Annotated in this window: 10 protein-coding genes; 3 read left to right on the top strand and 7 right to left on the bottom strand. The window is 65.5% G+C overall.

What is annotated here, in order from left to right:
- Positions 1-8 precede the first annotated feature (8 nt).
- The 4 genes from ggt to RHPLAN_RS00980 form a co-directional block, all read right to left on the bottom strand.
- Positions 9-1,745: a gamma-glutamyltransferase gene (gene ggt / locus RHPLAN_RS00995; RefSeq protein WP_068013097.1), complete on the bottom strand. Its 1,737-nt coding sequence runs from the start codon at positions 1,743-1,745 to the stop codon at positions 9-11.
- A 10-nt stretch (positions 1,746-1,755) separates the two neighbouring features.
- Positions 1,756-2,721: an alpha/beta hydrolase gene (locus RHPLAN_RS00990; RefSeq protein WP_157099988.1), complete on the bottom strand. Its 966-nt coding sequence runs from the start codon at positions 2,719-2,721 to the stop codon at positions 1,756-1,758.
- Positions 2,722-2,871: 150 nt separating this feature from the next.
- The gene (locus RHPLAN_RS00985) at positions 2,872-3,978 is read right to left on the bottom strand and encodes a mandelate racemase/muconate lactonizing enzyme family protein (RefSeq protein WP_198164669.1); all 1,107 of its coding nucleotides are present in this window, start codon (positions 3,976-3,978) and stop codon (positions 2,872-2,874) included.
- Between the two features lie 4 nt (positions 3,979-3,982).
- The gene (locus tag RHPLAN_RS00980) at positions 3,983-4,888 is read right to left on the bottom strand and encodes an ABC transporter substrate-binding protein (protein WP_068013091.1); all 906 of its coding nucleotides are present in this window, start codon (positions 4,886-4,888) and stop codon (positions 3,983-3,985) included.
- 111 nt (positions 4,889-4,999) lie between these two features.
- Here RHPLAN_RS00980 and RHPLAN_RS00975 point away from each other — a divergent pair, with 111 nt between their 5' ends.
- On the top strand, positions 5,000-5,980 hold the full coding sequence (locus tag RHPLAN_RS00975; RefSeq protein WP_068013089.1) for a Bug family tripartite tricarboxylate transporter substrate binding protein: 981 nt from the start codon (positions 5,000-5,002) through the stop codon (positions 5,978-5,980).
- A 138-nt stretch (positions 5,981-6,118) separates the two neighbouring features.
- On the opposite strand, the gene RHPLAN_RS00970 is transcribed toward RHPLAN_RS00975, so the two are convergent.
- On the bottom strand, positions 6,119-6,670 hold the full coding sequence (locus RHPLAN_RS00970; RefSeq protein WP_257730525.1) for a peroxidase-related enzyme: 552 nt from the start codon (positions 6,668-6,670) through the stop codon (positions 6,119-6,121).
- Between the two features lie 221 nt (positions 6,671-6,891).
- Here RHPLAN_RS00970 and RHPLAN_RS00965 point away from each other — a divergent pair, with 221 nt between their 5' ends.
- The gene (locus RHPLAN_RS00965; RefSeq protein ID WP_084244117.1) at positions 6,892-11,715 is read left to right on the top strand and encodes an NAD-glutamate dehydrogenase; all 4,824 of its coding nucleotides are present in this window, start codon (positions 6,892-6,894) and stop codon (positions 11,713-11,715) included.
- Positions 11,716-11,803: 88 nt separating this feature from the next.
- Positions 11,804-12,094, top strand: a complete 291-nt coding sequence (locus tag RHPLAN_RS00960; RefSeq protein ID WP_068013085.1) for a GIY-YIG nuclease family protein — start codon at positions 11,804-11,806, stop codon at positions 12,092-12,094.
- Positions 12,095-12,174: 80 nt separating this feature from the next.
- Here RHPLAN_RS00960 and purH read toward each other — a convergent pair whose 3' ends face one another.
- Together purH and RHPLAN_RS00950 are read right to left on the bottom strand one after the other, a co-directional pair.
- On the bottom strand, positions 12,175-13,764 hold the full coding sequence (gene purH / locus RHPLAN_RS00955) for a bifunctional phosphoribosylaminoimidazolecarboxamide formyltransferase/IMP cyclohydrolase (protein ID WP_068013084.1): 1,590 nt from the start codon (positions 13,762-13,764) through the stop codon (positions 12,175-12,177).
- 39 nt (positions 13,765-13,803) lie between these two features.
- A complete protein-coding gene (locus RHPLAN_RS00950) occupies positions 13,804-15,561 on the bottom strand; it encodes a heparinase II/III family protein (protein ID WP_442971840.1) in 1,758 nt (585 codons plus the stop codon).
- Positions 15,562-15,602 lie beyond the last annotated feature (41 nt).

The following is a 15,602-nucleotide window of genomic DNA, read 5'->3' as shown; positions in this document are numbered from 1 at the left end:
CGCTCTAGCTAATGCCCCACCGCGAGCGCGCCGCGGGTGCGGGTGTCGGCCGCGCCGACGATGCCCTTCGGCGTCACCATGATCGCTTGCACCGCGGTGAACGGCGGCCAGACGCGCACGGTGTCGCCGCGCGCCACGAGCTCGCGGGCGATGTCCTCCGGATAGTCGGCCTCGACCATCGTCTCGTCGGGCAGCCACTGATGATGCAGCCGCGGCGCGTGCACCGCCTCGTTGATCGGCATCTTGTGGTCGATCGCGTTGACCAGCACCTGCAGCACCGCGGTGATGATGCGGCTGCCGCCCGGGGCGCCTGCGACGATCAGCGGGCGGCCGTGACGCAGCACGATGGTCGGTGTCATCGACGACAGCGGCCGCTTGTTCGGGCCTGGCTCGTTGGCCTCGTAGCCGACCAGGCCGAACGTGTTCGGCACGCCTGGCGCTGCTGCGAAATCGTCGAGCTCGTTGTTGAGCAGGACGCCGGTGCCTTCGGCGACGAGGCCCACGCCGTAATTGAGATTGAGCGTGTAGGTGTTGGCGACCGCGTTGCCGTACTGATCGAGGATCGAGAAGTGCGTGGTGTTGTGGCCCTCGAACGTGTTCGGATTGGGCGCCTTGATCTTGTCGGACGGCGTCGCGTGTTTGCGGTCGATCTTGGCGCGGATGGCGGCCGCGTAGCGCTTCGATAGGAGGCCCGCGAGCGGCGCCTTGACGAAATCGGGATCGCCGAGGCGCTTGGCGCGGTCGGCGTAGGCGTAGCGCATGGTCTCGACCAGGAGGTGCGCCGAGTTGGCGTCGTTGCGCTTGAGGTCGAAGCCCTCCAGCACGTTGAGCATCTCGATCAGCACCGCGCCGCCGGACGAGGGCGGCGGCATGGCGACGACCGACAGATCGCGATAGGTGCCGCGCAGCACCGGGCGCTCGACCGCCTTGTAGTTTTTCAGGTCCTCGCTGGTCATGCGGCCGCCAGCCTCGCGCACCGCGGCCGAAATCTTGTCGGCGACCGCGCCTTCGTAGAACGCGCGCGGGCCGTTCCTGGCGATGCCGTCGAGCGTGGCGGCGAGGTCGGACTGCACGAACAGCGTGCCGCGGGCGAGCATCGTGCCATCAGGCTTGAGAAACAGCTTCGCGCTCGACGGCCAGCGCGCCAGGCGGGCCATCGACGAGCGGGCGGTGTCGGAGATTTCGTCGCCGGTCTGGTAGCCGTCGCGGGCGAGCGTGATGGCGGGCTCCATGAGCTGCGCCAGCGTGAACTTGCCCGAGCCGTATTTTTGGAGCGCAAGCGTCAGCCCTGCGACGGTGCCGGGCACGCCGATCGCGAGGCCCTGGTCGCGCGATTTCGCCGGATCGGGCTTGCCGTCGGGGCCGAGGAAGACATCGCGCGTGGTCGCGGCCGGCGCGGTCTCGCGATAGTCGATGGCGATGTCCCGCGCGCGCTTGCGCTTCGTTCCGGCGAGGTGGATCACCATGAAGCCGCCGCCGCCGATGTTGCCGGCGCGCGGATAGGTTACCGCCATGGTGAAGCCGACCGCGACCGCGGCGTCGACGGCGTTGCCGCCGCGTTTCAGGATATCGGCGCCAATGCGGCTCGCCCGCGCCTCCTGCGTTACCACCATACCGTGCTGCGCTGTGACGGCCTCGACCGGCGGGAAGTGCTGTTGCCGTTGCGGCTCGATCTGCGCATGCGCGGCCGCGACCGAAACGAGCAGGAGGCCGGCGGCAAACGCGCGGCGGGTGAGATGGATCATTGTGGAAAATCTACTCGCTGGCCTCGTCGAGAAACGCCTGCACGGTCTTGAACAGCATCAGGCGGTTCTTCTCCAGCATCATATGATGGGTGGCCTCGGGCAGCATGACGAGCCGCTTTCCCGGAGAGTTGATCAAAAGCGGGAAGATCGCCTGCGCCATGTAGGGCGGCGTATCGCGGTCCCATTCGCCGATCACGATCAGGTCCGGCACCGTGATGTCGGCCGGGTCGTACATGGCCTTGCCGGCGGACCAGTATTCCTGGGTGTCCTGCACGGTGCCGTTCGGTGCGCGCACCACCGGCGGATTCTGCTTCGCGCCCTCGGGATCGGTCGCCCAACTGGCGTCGGCCCATTGCTCGAACCAGCCGGATGGAATGAGCGCCGCCTGCTTGTCCTGCGGCACGCCGTTCAGCCAGCGCGCCTTGGCTTGCTCGCGGGTGACGGTGCGGTAGGCGCCGAGCGGGCCTGGGCCTGCATTCAGGAGAGATGGCGTGCTGCGCAGCCATCCGGGCGCGTACTGCACGAGCCGCACGACCTTATCGGGGTTCTGGATCGTGGTGATCGCCATCAGCGCGCAGCCCCACGACCAGCCGATCAGGTTGAGCTTTGCGATGTTGCGGCGCTTGAGAATGAAATTGAGAACAGCGGTGATGTCCTTCACTGCGTCGGGCGTGCGCGCGAGCGGCGGATTGTTCTCCGCGGGCTCGCTCATCGCCTTCGGTCGCGTCGAACGGCCATAGCCGCGGATGTCGAGGCAATAGACGTCGTAGCCGCGCGAGGCGATGTGATCCATCCACGACTGCCCTTCGAGCGGGATGTCGAATCCCGTGTGCGCCGGATAGGTCGAGCCGTGCACGAACAGCACCGTGCGCTCCGGCGTGAACACCGCATGAGCGGCCGGCCGCTTGTTGCGGACGAAAATGTCGATGCCCGGCTCGGACGGCACCATCATTTCTTCGGTGACAATATTTGCCATGAGCACAGCTCTATCGGTTGTCATGCGCGGGCTTGACCCGCACATCCATGAGATGATGCGACATGATCAGACCTACGAATTGAGCTCGCCGGAGCTTGGTCATGGATTGCCGGGTCAAGCCCGGCAATGACCCGTGGAGAGGGCGGTGCTTCATCCGACCTTACAGTCCTTCAGGATTTCCGGCTTGAACGCCAGGCCGTGTCCCGGCCGTTCCGGCGCCGTGATCGTGCCGTTGACCACCTTCACCGGCTCGACCCAGAGGTCCTCGGACAATCCCATGTCCTCGATCCAGGCGCCGTTTGGAATCGAGGCGAGCAGTTGAACGTTCAACTCCGGGAACAGATGCGGTGCCATCTGCAGGCCCCAGGTGTCGGCGAGCACGGAGATCTTGCGCAGGTCGGTGTAACCGCCACGCATCGGGTCAGGCTGCAAAATCGGGCAGCACGGATTTTCGAAGAACGGCCGCAGGTCGTAGCGCGTGAAATGCGTCTCGCCGCCGACGATGCGGATGGGCAGTGCTTCGGCGACGCGCCGGTAGCCCTTGAAGTCGTCGGCCGGCACCGGCTCCTCGAGCCAGTAGACGTCGTAATCGACGATCTTGCGGCCCTGGTTGATCGCGACGTCCGCGGTCCAGCCCTGGTTGATGTCGATCATGATCGCGATGTCGGGCCCGAGCGCCTCGCGCATGCGTTTGACGTTGTCGACGTCGCCGCGCAGGTTCGTCGTGTGCGCCATCTGCATTTTGATGGCCTTGTAGCCCTTCTCTTTGTAATGCAGCGCCTTGGCGATCATGCCGTCGCCGCCCGAGCCGCGGAAGCAGCCGGAGCCATAGACCGGCAGCTCCGAGCGCACATGGCCCCACAGCCGGTGCAGCGGCATGTTGGCGCGCTTGCCGATCGCATCCCACAGCGCGATGTCGAGCGCCGACATCGCCATGGTGACGATGCCGCCGCGATTGTAGGTGACAGTGCGCTTCCACAAGTCAGTCCAGATGCCTTCGACCGCGGTGGCGTCCTTGCCGATCACATGCGGCAGCAAGGTCTCTTCCAGCGCCGCAACGACGGTCTTCAGGCCCGGCCGGAACGAAAACAGATAGCCCATGCCGACGATGCCGCCCTTGGTCTCGACCTCGAGCACCAGGAGATTGCGCGCCTCGCCGAACGAATGGCCCTTGAGCCACGGATCGTTGGGCCACGGCACGCGGATCAATGTGGTGCGGACGGCCTTGATGGTCATGTCGGTCGCTGTACTAGTCATTGGGTCAGGATCCCGGGCGGATTTCGTTGAGCTCAAGTTCGACGCATTCATCATAGCGCGGCAGGTTGGTGATGAATCCACCGGAATGCAGGCTGTCGGCGAGCCGCGTGAAGCCTTGCTGGTTCATCGCAGTTTCGCGCGACCAAAGTCCGGCCTCGCGATAGCGGCTGAGCGAGCGCGTCAGCACGGCCTTCGGCACGTCGGGAAAGAAGTGCGAGACGGCGGTGGCAAGTTCGTCCGCCGGATTGGCGTAGACCCAGCCCAGCATCTTGGCTGTGGCGCGCGTCATTGCGGCGAACTCTTCGCGATACGTCGCGCAGGCCTCGCGGGTCGCGATGAAGGCCGTATAGGCGGTCGGCCCACGGCGGCTCGCGGCGTAGAGCACGTCGCCCGCTTTATCCTGCTCGGCCATCGACACGAACGGCTCGAAGGCCTGCATCACGTCGAGATCGCCGGCCTTCAGCGCATTGTAGTTGCGGCCCATCGCCCGGTCGACGATGCGCGGCAGTTTGTCCGGAGCGATGTGGCTCTCACGCAGGTCATGCTGCAGGCACATCCACGGCGTCGGCACCTCGGAGACCGAGGCGAACTTCATCTGAGCGAGATCGCTCAGCCGGAATGGCTTGGAGCCGGCTTTGCCGATCAGAAAGAACGGATCGTGCGACACCACCTCGCAGAAGCTCACCAGCGAGGAATGCTTGTCCTGGTCATGGGCCTTCATCACCCGCATCGGCCCGCCCCAGGTGATGTCGATGGAATGGTCGGTGAGCTTCGGCACCGCGTCGCCGGGCGCGTCCGAGGTCATGAGCTCAACCTCGACGCCCTCGCGCGCATAAAAGCCGAGTGCATAGGTCGCGTAATACGGCGCGTAGAACACGGCGCGGAAGTTTTCCATGAGCCGGATCGGCATGTATGGGACCTTGTGGCTTGCGCGCGAATGTCGCGCGGAATTGCGTTGGCCGGGCGGCCGCGGGGCGTCTAAGCTTGTGGCGGCCGGAAGTGTACGACGAGGAAATGCAGGATGAGAACCCTGTTCGGCTTCTGGTGTTTCATGCTGGCAGCGCTGGCGCCTGCGGCGCTCGCGCAAGGTCAGTCAGCGGATACCTATCCCAACAAAGTGATCACGATGGTGGTGCCGGTCCCGCCCGGCGGCGCAGCCGATTTCATCGCACGCCTCGTCGGCCAGAAGCTGTCGGATGCGCTGGGGCAGCCGGTGGTGATCAGCAACCGCGGCGGCGCGGGCGGCACCATCGCGTCGGACAATGTCGCGAAGTCCACACCTGACGGCTACACGCTGCTGCTCAATTCCATCACCACCCACGGCATAGGCCCGCACCTCTACCAGAGCCTGCCCTACGACTCGGTGAAGGACTTCACGCCGCTGATTTTCGTCGCCAATCTGCCGCTGATCATGACGATCAACACCGGCCACGCGATGAAATCGGTGGCCGAAGTGATCGCCTATGCCAAGGCCAATCCCGGCAAGCTGTCGTTTGCATCCTCCGGCAACGGCGGCGCGCCGCATCTCGCCGGCGAGCTGCTGCAGACGGTCGCCGGCATCAAGATGCTGCATGTGCCGTATCGCGGCAGTGGCCCCGCGGTGGTCGATGTCGGCGCCGGCCGCGTCGACATCATGTTCGACGCCGTGCCGTCGCTGCTCCCGCTCATCCAGGCCGGCAAGCTGCGGCCGCTGGCGGCGGCGAGCGCTTTGCGCAACCCGGTCGTGCCCGATGTGCCAACCTTCGAAGAGCTCGGCATCAAGGGCATGGAGATTTCGTTGTGGTACGGCCTCGTCGGTCCGGCGGGCCTGCCGCAGCCGATCGTGCAGCGGCTGAACACGGAGCTTGCGAAGATTCTGAAGACGCCGGAGATCGCAGAGAATTTCGCCAAGCAGGGTGCCCTGCCGATGGGGGGCTCGCCGCAGGATTACGCGGCGTTCATGCGAAGCGAATCCGATCGCTGGGGCGCAGTCGTGCGTGCGAACAACATCAAGATCGAGTGAGTACGGTCTCTCACCGCGGTCATTCCGGGGCGCGCCAAGGGCGCGAACCCGGAATCCAGAACATCGGGACTGCCTGCTTTTCTGGACTCCGGGTTCACGCGCTGCGCGCGTGCCCCGGGGTGACGTCCTGCCGCGAGGCTAGCGCGCCTGCTTGTGATACACCGGGTTCGGCCGCATGTCGGTCGCCGACGCCAGGCGGTTGCTCATGTTGTAGAAGCCCGCGACCGCTCCGATGTCCCAGATGTCGCGATCGCTGAAGCCGGCCTCGCGCAGCGCCGCGCGATCGTCTTCCTCGATCGCCCATGGCTCTGCGGTGAGCTTCACCGCAAAGTCCAGCATCGCGCGGTGGCGTTGCGACAGCCGCGCGGCGCGATAGTTCATCACCATCAGTTCGCCCAGCGCCGGATCGCCCGACAATGCGCGCACCGCGGCGCCATGCGCCACCAGGCAGTAGTAGCACTTGTTGTGCGACGACACCGCGACCGCGATCATCTCGCGCTCGAGCTTGGACAGGCCCGAGGGTGCCAGCATCAGATCGTTGTACATCGCAACGAACGCTTCGAGCTTGGCGTTGTCGAATGCGTAGGCTTCCAGCACATTGGGCACGAAGCCGAGCTTCTCCTGGCACTTGGCGAAATAGGCGTCCATGTTCGGCGAGAGCTTGCCGCGCGGCAGCGCAAGCGCCGTGATTTCGGTGTCGTCGGTCGCGGTCTGGCTCGGAATATCGGTTGCCGCCTTGGACGGGACTGCCTTGATATTGCTCGGTTTCCTGCGTTTCGTCGGCACGTCACTCTCCCGCTTCGGTTGGCAAAAGCCTACATCTGTTCTGACGTGAAGCGAAACCACTCCTTGATTTTACGATCGGACCGGATGGTGGGCGATCCGATCGATCACCGCGGATCAATTCTCGCATGACTCAGCCCGTGACGGCCGAACACGTAAATCCCGAAGAGCGCAGTGTCCGCGCCAGATTGGGTGCAGCAGGCAAGCTCCTGCGCGACGGCAAAATCGACATTCCGGACGGTTTTGCCGCGCTGCTGTTCGGCCGCGCCGCGCCCGAAGACGTGGTGCGCTACGACGCGGCCGAGCTCGCCGCGCTGGCACACGAGGCCTGGACGTTTTTCAGCGCGCGCCCGGCCGGCGCGGTCAAGGTCCGGTTCGAATCGCCGGACCCCGCGCTGGGCGAGCATCTCAAGACCGTGTCGGTGATCGAGATCATCAATGACGATATGCCGTTCCTGGTCGACTCGGTGATGTCCGAATTGACCGATCGCGGTCTCGACGTTCGCCTTGTGGCGCATCCCATCATCGCGGCCGAGCGTGACAAGAGCGGCAAGCTCAAGAATCAGCCGGCCGAGGCGAAGCGCAAGAACGGTGAGACGCGCGAGAGCTTCATTCACATCCATGTCGATCGTGTCGAAGACGCGGCGCGCCACGCCGAGATCGCCAAGGCGCTGGAGGATATCCTGACGCAGGTGCGGGCCGCGGTGACCGACTGGAAGCCGATGCTCGCGCGCGTCGATGGCGTCATCCAGGATCTCAAAGCCAATCCGCCGCCGGTGCCTGTCGACGACATTGCCGAAGCCGTCCAGTTCCTCGAATGGATGGTGGCGGAGAACTTCACGTTTCTGGGTGTCGGCGACTACATCTTCACCGGCAAAAGGGGCGGGCTCGCTCCGGTGAAGGAGTCGGCGCTGGGCCTCCTGCGCGCGACCGATGTGCCGATCTTCACGCGCGGCGGCAAGGCGATGACGGCCACGCCGCAGCTGCACGCGTTCTTCGACGAGCCGAAGACGCTGATCGTTCTCAAGGCCAATGTCAGGTCGCGCGTGCATCGCCGCGTCTATCTCGACTATGTGGGCGTCAAGCGCTTCGATACGGACGGCAACGCGATCGGCGAATTCCGTATCGTCGGCCTGTTCACGTCGACGGCCTACACGCGCTCGACACGGACCATCCCTTATCTGCGCCGCAAGGTCGATGCCGTGCTGCGCCGCGCCGGCTTCGATCCGGAGTCGCATTCCGGCAAGGCGCTGGTCAACGTGCTGGAGAGCTATCCGCGCGACGAGCTGTTCCAGATCGACCAGGACACGCTCTACGAATTCGCGCTGCCGATCCTGCAACTGGAAGAGCGGCCCCGCGTGCGCGTGCTGGCGCGTCGCGATCCGTTCGACCGTTTCGTCTCGGTGCTGGTCTTTGCGCCGCGCGATCGTTACGATTCGCATGTCCGGGCGCGCATCGGCGCTTATCTCGCTGAGGTCTACAACGGCCGCGTCAGCATCTATTACCCGAGCTTTCCCGAAGGCGGGCTGGCGCGGGTTCATTTCATCATCGGCCGCGACGGCGGCGAGACCCCCAATCCGGATCGCGAAACGCTGGAGAAGGCGGTCGGCGCCATCGTGCGAACCTGGACCGACGCGCTCGGAGCGGCGCTTGCCGACACGCAACCGCCGGGCCGCGCGCAGGCGCTGTTCGCGCGCTATGGCGGCGCCTTTTCGGTCGGTTACCGCGAGGCCTACGCGCCGGCCGAGGCGCTCCACGACATCGCGTTGGTCGAAGGCCTTTCGGCGGAACGGCCGCTCGGCGTCGAGTTCTATCACCGGGGCCACGACGACGATCCGAGCATCGGGCTGAAAATCTGGAATCACGGGCGGCGCATTCCGCTCTCCGAGCGCGTGCCGGTGCTGGAGAACATGGGCTTCAAGGTCGTTGACGAGCGGACCTTCGAGGTCCACGGCGAGCCGGGCGTCTGGCTGCACGACATGGCGCTGGAGCGCGGCGACGGCAAGCCTGCCGCGCTCGAGCCGATGAAGCGCGCGCTCGAAACCTGCTTTATCATGGTGATGCGCGGCGTGGCCGAAAACGACGGCTACAACGCGCTGGTGATGGCGGCGGGCCTGCAGTGGCGGGATGTCGCCTTGCTGCGGACCATCTCGCGGTTCCTGCGGCAGATCAGCGTGCCGTATTCGCAAAGCTATATGTGGTCGACGCTGCGCAAGCACCCGGGCCTCGCAGCCCGGCTCGTCGAGCTGTTCCACGCGCGGTTTGATCCACGCCTTCAATCTCGCGACAAGCCGCAGGCCGATCTCGCGGCCGCGATCGAGGAGGGGCTCAAGGCGGTCGACGTGCTCGACGAGGACCGCATCATCCGCCGCTTCGTCAACACGGTGCAGTCGGCGATCCGCACCAACTATTACCAGCTCGGCCCCGACGGCCTGCCCAAATCCGAAATTGCGATCAAATTCGAAAGCCGCAAGCTCGACAGCGTGCCGCGGCCGGCGCCGCACTACGAGATCTTCGTCTATTCACCCCGCGTCGAGGCCGTGCATCTGCGCTTCGGCAAGGTGGCGCGCGGCGGCATCCGCTGGTCCGACCGGCCGCAGGATTTCCGCACCGAGATCCTCGGCCTGGTGAAGGCGCAGCAGGTCAAGAACGCCGTCATCGTACCGGTCGGCTCCAAGGGCGGCTATGTGCCGAAGCTCCTGCCGGTCTGCGGTCCGCGCGAGGCGATCCAGGCCGAGGGCACGGCGGCTTATCGCATCTTCATCTCGACCTTGCTCGACATCACCGACAATCTCGATCTTAAGGGCGTGGTCCCGCCCGACAACGTGGTGCGCCACGACAACGACGATCCCTATCTCGTGGTCGCGGCCGACAAGGGCACCGCGACGTTCTCAGACATCGCCAATGAGATTTCCGACGCCCACAAGTTCTGGCTCAGCGACGCGTTCGCGTCGGGCGGCTCGGCCGGCTACGACCACAAGCGCATGGGCATCACGGCCCGCGGCGCCTGGGAGTCGGTGAAGCGTCACTTCCGCGAGATGGATGTCGATATCGGCAAGACGCCGTTTTCCGCGGTGGGCGTCGGCGACATGTCAGGCGATGTGTTCGGCAACGGCATGCTGCGCGAGACAACGACGAAGCTCGTCGCGGCCTTCGATCACCGCGACATCTTCATCGATCCCAATCCCGATCCGGAAAAGAGCTTCGCCGAAAGGAAACGGCTGTTCGACCTGCCGCGTTCGAGCTGGCAGGACTACGACAAGACGCTGATTTCCAGGGGCGGCGGCGTGTTCCCGCGCGCGTCGAAGGAAATCGTGCTGTCGAAAGAGGCGCAGCAGGCGATCGGCTTCGCCAAGGACAAAGCCACGCCGCAGGAGATCATGAGCGCCATCCTGAAGGCGCCGGTTGATCTTTTGTTCTTCGGCGGCATCGGCACTTACGTCCGCGCCTCGTCCGAAAACGACGAAGCCGCCGGCGACCGCGTCAACGATCCGATCCGCATCACCGGCGCACAAGTGCGTGCCAAGGTGATCGGCGAGGGCGCCAATCTCGGCATGACCCAGCGCGGCCGCATCGAGGCGGCGCATCACAAGGTGCGGCTCAACACCGACGCCATCGACAATTCGGCCGGCGTGAATACTTCGGACGTCGAAGTCAACATCAAGATCGCGCTGAGCGTGCCGGTGCGCGACGGCCGCCTCACCATCGAGGCGCGCAATGCGCTGCTGCACGCGATGACCGACGACGTCGCGAGCCTCGTGCTGCGCAACAACTATCTGCAGACCCTGGCGCTGTCGCTCGCCGAACGCCGCGGCATGGAGGATTTCGGCTTCCAGCAGCGTCTGATGCAGACTCTCGAAACGGCCGGCGAGCTCGATCGCGTGGTGGAATTCCTGCCTGACGACACCGAGCTTGGCGAACGAAGCCGGCGCTCGCAGCCGCTGACCAGGCCGGAGCTTGCCGTGCTGCTCGCCTATGCCAAGATTTCGCTCTACTCGGCGCTGCTCGATTCCGAGGTGCCGGACGATCCGTATCTCGGCCGCGAGCTGGGCCGCTATTTCCCCAAGGCCATCGCCGAGAAATATCCAGATGCGCTGGAGAAGCACCGGCTGCGCCGCGAGATCATCGCGACGCAACTCGCCAACTCGATGATCAACCGCGGCGGGCCGTCGCTGGTGGTGCGCATTGCCGACCAGACCGGTGCGTCGCCCGCCGGTATCGCGGCGGCATTCGCTGCGGTGCGCGACAGCTACGGGATGCCGGAGCTGAACGATGAGATCAATGCGCTCGACGGCAAGATCGCCGGCCAGGTGCAGCTGTCGCTTTATGCGGCCGTGCAGGACCTGCTGCTGGACCGGCTGGTCTGGTTCCTGCGCAATGCGGATTTGTCGAAGGGCCTGGCCGGCGTGGTCGAGCATCATCGCCGGGGTATCGCAGCGCTGATGAAGACGCTGGATGCGGCCTTGCCCAAGGATGCCGCCGGCGCGCGCGACGCACGTAAGAAGGAGCTGAGCGACGCCGGCGTGCCCGACGATCTGGCGGCTCGCATCGCGAGCCTGCCGGAGCTGGCCGCCGCGCCCGATCTGTTGCTGATCGCCGAACGCACCGGCAAGCCGATGGATGTGATTGCGGCGACATTCTTTGCCGCCGAAGCGTTCTTTCGCATCGATCGCGTGGTCTCGGCGGCGCGCAACATCACGGTGTCGGACTATTTCGATCGCCTCGCGCTCGACCGGGCGCTGGATTCCATCGGCGACGCCGAGCGGCGGCTCACGGCCGCGATGATCGAGACTGGCGGGACTGGCGACGATGCCGTCAAAACCTGGGTCGAGCCGCGCAAGGCCGAGATCGACCGCATTCGCGGTGCGATCCATCAGATCGCGAGCTCGGGGTTGACGTTGTCGAAGCTGGCGGTGGCAGCGAGCCTGTTGGGGGATTTGGCGAAGGGTTAGCAGTGTCGGCGCATTCGGCATTTTGTGCGAAGATTCTTGCAGCGAGTCATTGCCGGGCTTGACCGGCAATCCATGATCCATCTCCGCGATGGCGGACTATTACGTTTACATCCTGACGAACAAGCCGCGCGGCACATTGTATGTCGGCGTGACCAGCGACCTTGTTGGGCGTGTCTATCAGCACCGCGAAGGTGTGGTGGCCGGTTTTACGAAACGATATGGCTTGAAGCAGCTGGTTCATTTCGAGCGCTATGACATGCCGACACTCGCTATCCAGCGAGAGAAGAACATCAAGCACTGGCCAAGGATGTGGAAGCTCAATCTGATTAATGAATCAAATCCGCAGTGGCGCGATCTCTACGACGACATCACGCGCTGAGAGCGCTCATGGATGCGCGGGTCAAGCCCGCGCATGACACCGCCGGTGGATCAACACAGGGGCAACGACGAGCACTTGAATCAATGCCGGAAATGCCGCGTCCCGGTGAACACCATCGCGACGTTGTGCTCATCCGCGGCCTTGATCACCTCGTCGTCGCGCACCGAGCCGCCGGGCTGGATCACCGCGGTGGCGCCGGCTTCGATGGCGACCAGCAGGCCGTCGGCGAACGGGAAGAACGCGTCGGATGCGACCACCGAGCCTTTTGTCAGCGGCACTGAAAGCTTCAATTCTTTCGCGGCGTCTTCGGCCTTGCGGGCCGCGATGCGCGAGGCGTCGACGCGGCTCATCTGGCCGGCACCGATGCCGACCGTGGCGCGATCCTTGACGTAGACGATCGTGTTCGACTTGACGTGCTTCGCCACGCGGAACGCAAAGCGCAAATCGTCGAGCTCGGCTGCGGTCGGCTGCCGTTTGGTGACGGTCTTGAGCTGCATCTCATCGACCGTGGCGTTGTCGCGGGACTGAACCAGCAGGCCGCCGGCCACCGATTTCACCGTGAGCCCCAAGGCGCGGGGATCGGGCAGGCCGCCGGCGAGCAGCAATCGCAAATTCTTCTTCGCGCCGACGATCTTGATCGCTTCTTCGGTCGCGTCGGGCGCGATGATCACCTCGGTGAAAATCTCGGTGATGGCCTTGGCGGCCTCGGCGTCGAGTGTGCGGTTCACCGCGACGATGCCGCCGAACGCCGAAGTCGAGTCGCAAGCGAGCGCCTTGCGGTAGGCCTCGATCAGGTTGCCGCCCTCGGCGACGCCGCACGGGTTGGCGTGCTTGATGATCGCGACCGCCGCGGTGCGCTTGGGATCGAACTCGGCGACGCATTCATAAGCCGCGTCGGTGTCGTTGATGTTGTTGTAGGAAAGCTGCTTGCCTTGCGCCTGCCGCGCGGTGGCGACACCCGAACGCTGGTCGCCCGTGCGATAGAACGCCGCGCTCTGGTGCGGATTCTCGCCATAGCGCAGCGCCTCGGCAAGCTTGCCGCCGAAGGCGCGGAACGACGGCGCCGGATCGCCCAGCGTCTGCGCGAACCAGTTGGAGATCGCAGCGTCATAGGTCGCGGTGCGCGCATAAGCCTTGGCGGCGAGCTTCTTGCGCAGCAGGAGCGTCGTTGCGCCGCCGTGCTGTGACAGCTCGCTCAGCACCGCGGTGTAATCCTCGGGCTCGACCACCACGGCGACGTCGGCGTGGTTCTTGGCGGCAGCGCGGATCATCGCCGGGCCGCCGATGTCGATGTTCTCGATGCAGTCGTCGTAACCCGCGCCCTTCGCGACCGTGGCCTCGAACGGATAGAGGTTGACCACCAGCAGGTCGATCGGCCGGATGCCGTGCGTCGCCATCGCGCCGGCATGCTCCTTGTTGTCGCGGATCGCGAGTAGCCCGCCATGCACCTTCGGATGCAGCGTCTTGACCCGGCCGTCCATCATCTCGGGAAAGCCGGTCAGCTCCGACACGTCCATCACCTTGAGACCGGCATCCTTCAGCGCCTTGGCGGTGCCGCCGGTCGAGACGAGCTCGACGCCGTGGCTCGAAAGCCCGCGGGCGAAGTCGATCAGTCCCGCCTTGTCGGAAACGGAAATGAGAGCACGTGTGACGCGGCGTTGGTCGGTCATGGGACTCCAGTGTCTGACTTGCAATCGGATCGGGGCCGCTTAAGGCGCGGTCAGAGGCAATTGCGGGTCTTCACCACGCCGGCGCGTGCCGCCTGTGCCCTGTGCGCTGGCCAGCGCGAGGCTCCAGTGGACGCGCGGCACCCGCCGGGCACGGCCGTAGATCACGATCTGCACCGCGCGGCGTGGTCCGTCCGAGCCCGAGAGATATACGCTTTCCTCGATCTCGACGCGATCCTCGTAGGCGTTGAAGGTCCACACCTCGCGGGTCGGCAGCATCAGCATCGCGCCATGGCCGTCGGTCAGCTTGTTGGCCTTGATGGTCGGGTGCAGGTGGAACCGCACCGCGAATTCATCCTGCACGTCCTGCGGAATGAGATCGCCCTCGGTGGCGACGAAAAAGTCCTCGCCGTCGAGCCGCGTGCCGTCGGTTGAAAGCTTCAAGGCGCGCTGATGCAGCACCTTGAAGCGGTCGCCGTAGCCGTTATGGGATGCGCGCAGGATCGTGCCGTCGCCACGATCCTCGCGGGACATCTGCACGTCGGTCGGCCCGCTGACGATCGGCGTGCCGAGCAGACCCTTGAACGAGCCGCTTTCCAGGAAGCGGCACGACGACGTGTCGTTGAACACCACGGTGGAGTGCGCCGCGGTGGCGCGGGCCACCTGCCTCCAGCTGTCTTTGTTGGTTCCCGGCAGGCCGCAGTTCACGACGATGCGTTGCAGGCCGTGCGACATTTCGAAGGACAGGCAGCCGGCGTGGGCCTCCTGGCTCACGTTGATCGGCGGCGGTGCGCCGGCGTCCATCAGCACGACCATCTCGCCGGCCTGGGCGCGCTGATAGCCGGAATGCGGCGCGTTCGACAGCGGTGCGCCGCGGGCGTCGTCATAGGCCAGGATGGTGGCCATCACGTCGGGCAGCGTCGGGCCCATGCCGTTGAAATGCGCGAAGTTGCCGTCGCCGTGCCGGAAGAAGCGCATCATCGGCATCATGCGGTCGATGGCGTTGTTGAGCTGCGGCGGCGGCGCGATGTTGCGTGCCGCAAATGCGTGCCGCAGCGGCAAAAGGTCGAGCAGCAGCTCGATCAGAGCGCCGGGGTTGCGGCTGATGTGGCCGCCGTCGACCAGGATCTGTTCGTCGATCTCGGCCACGAGCTGCTTGACGGCGCCGCGCATGTGCCGCGCCTGGCCGGACATGCAGAGCGCGGCGTAAGTCAGCGCCACCAGCGCCTGCATGCGCGGCACGCCCTCGCGCGCTTCGATCGCGGTGTGACGGAGGTAGCGCACCTGCCGCACCAGGCTGCGCAGGAAGCGGCGGTAAAACGCGTCGTCGGCGTCGTGCAGGATCAGCGGCGCCTGGCTGAGCCATGCGATGACGCGGCGCGCCAGGATCTCGGGTTGCCATCCAACCGGGTCCCAGGCGCCTTGCACCGAAATCCATTCGTCGACCAGCGCGCGGGCGTTGGCGCGGGTGATGCCGGATTCCGCGGCGCGCAGATGCCGCAGCCAGCCGAAGCCGAGTAGGCTCGCCGCCCATTCGTCGGACGGCGCCGCGATGTCGAATGGCGAGCGGCCGTCGCTGATCACGACCTTGCCGGCAAAGGCAAAACGTCCGGCGTAGATTTCGCTCGCGCGGGTGCCGTCGGCGGTGCGCAGATCTTGTGGCGCGATCAGCAGGCGCTCGGCCTTGCGCGGAATGAAGCTCAGGCGAATGAACGGATGGCCGCGCAGGCGGCCGGCGGCCATCCGCAAGCCGCGGCGTCCCAGGAGCAACAGCAGCTTGGCCCGCTCCCCAATTGACAGGCCGGCCATTAAAAACGCTCGCCTCGTTATGGATTGCGGGC

The organism is Rhodoplanes sp. Z2-YC6860 (genome assembly GCF_001579845.1).
Taxonomy (GTDB): domain Bacteria; phylum Pseudomonadota; class Alphaproteobacteria; order Rhizobiales; family Xanthobacteraceae; genus Z2-YC6860.
Note: the sequence above shows the minus strand (reverse complement) of the source record. Positions and strands in the feature narration are given on the sequence as shown.